Below are 1,265 nucleotides of genomic sequence, written 5' to 3'. Positions count from 1 at the left end.
ATTCAGACCAGGTCCGATAATGGGAAATATCGTATTGGCGGATGAGATCAATCGGACTTCCCCTAAAACTCAGTCAGCACTTTTGGAAGGTATGGAAGAAGCAACCGTGACAATTGATGGTGAAACCATGACGATACCTAAACCGTTTTTCGTAATGGCCACTCAAAACCCGATAGAATACGAGGGGACATATCCGCTTCCAGAAGCGCAATTGGACCGATTCCTTTTAAAACTTCGTATGGGATACCCGTCACACACACAAGAAATTGAAGTATTGAAGCGTGCAGAGAAGTCAGTTCCAATAGAAAACTTGAATTCTGTCATTTCTTTGGAGGATCTGATTCTTATGCAAAAAGAAGTAAAAGACATCGTGGTCGACGATACAATTAAAAACTACATCGTCGATTTAGCAAACCGTACAAGAAAAGATTCATATATTTACTTAGGTGTCAGTCCTCGTGGGTCACTGGCATTGATGAAGGCATCGCAGGCGTTTGCGATGTTGAAGGGAAGAGACTTTGTAACACCTGACGATATTCAATATTTAGCACCATTTGTTTTCAGCCACCGCATGATTTTACGTTCAGAAGCCCGCTATGATGGCATAACACCAGAGGAAATTGTGGAACGTATCTTAGCCAAAMCGAATGTTCCAATTAAAAGGTTAGTTAAACAATGAAGAAAGCTAACTTGACATGGGCAATTGGAGGACGACTCCTTTTTGTCCTCTTTCTAGTCATTTTTTCGTTTGCATTTGCCATGTTCCAGGGTGGTTTCGTCAGTTGGTTCATTTTTTACTCAATAGTTCCGTTTGCCTTATATTCCATTGCATTCTTCTTCAGTCCCATTTCGAAAATAGAAATTGAGCGCTATATTCAAACTGCTCAAATCCGCAAAGGTGGGAAATTGATTGTGACGGTGAAATTAAAAAGACCGTCACGTTTTCCAATGCTTTATCTTGTCGTAAAGGAAGTCACTCAAAGTGCATCCCTTATCAGACATGCAAATAAACAATTGAAAACTGTGAAAATGGTAGGGTTTCAACGAAACATCGAGTGGACCTATGAAATCGATCAGATGCCACGTGGCGAACATTCTTTGGATGGTATTGAAATTTCCGTAAGTGATTTTTTTGGCTGGGTGAAAAAAACACATGTACTTCCATTAAAACAGACCGTCATCGTTTACCCAAACATAGCGGAAATGATTTATATGCCGATTGAAACTCGATACGATCAAGGCGCCGCCGCCTCACCATTTACAAT

At 40.6% G+C, this 1,265-nt stretch carries 1 protein-coding gene and 1 pseudogene; both read left to right on the top strand.

Going from position 1 to position 1,265, the window contains the following annotated elements; translation table 11 throughout:
• Positions 1–679 (top strand): AAA family ATPase (locus tag AC1DSB_RS19490; RefSeq protein ID WP_477587438.1); only part of this gene is annotated, 679 nt, incomplete at its 5' end.
• Positions 676–1,265, top strand: a pseudogene (locus AC1DSB_RS19485) (DUF58 domain-containing protein); the annotation flags it as partial. The gene AC1DSB_RS19490 and the pseudogene AC1DSB_RS19485, both read left to right, overlap by 4 nt.

Source organism: Paenisporosarcina sp. P4_E4_2, from assembly GCF_056401595.1.
The sequence above is the reverse complement of the archived record's forward strand: the minus strand, read 5'-3'. Positions and strand labels throughout refer to the sequence as shown.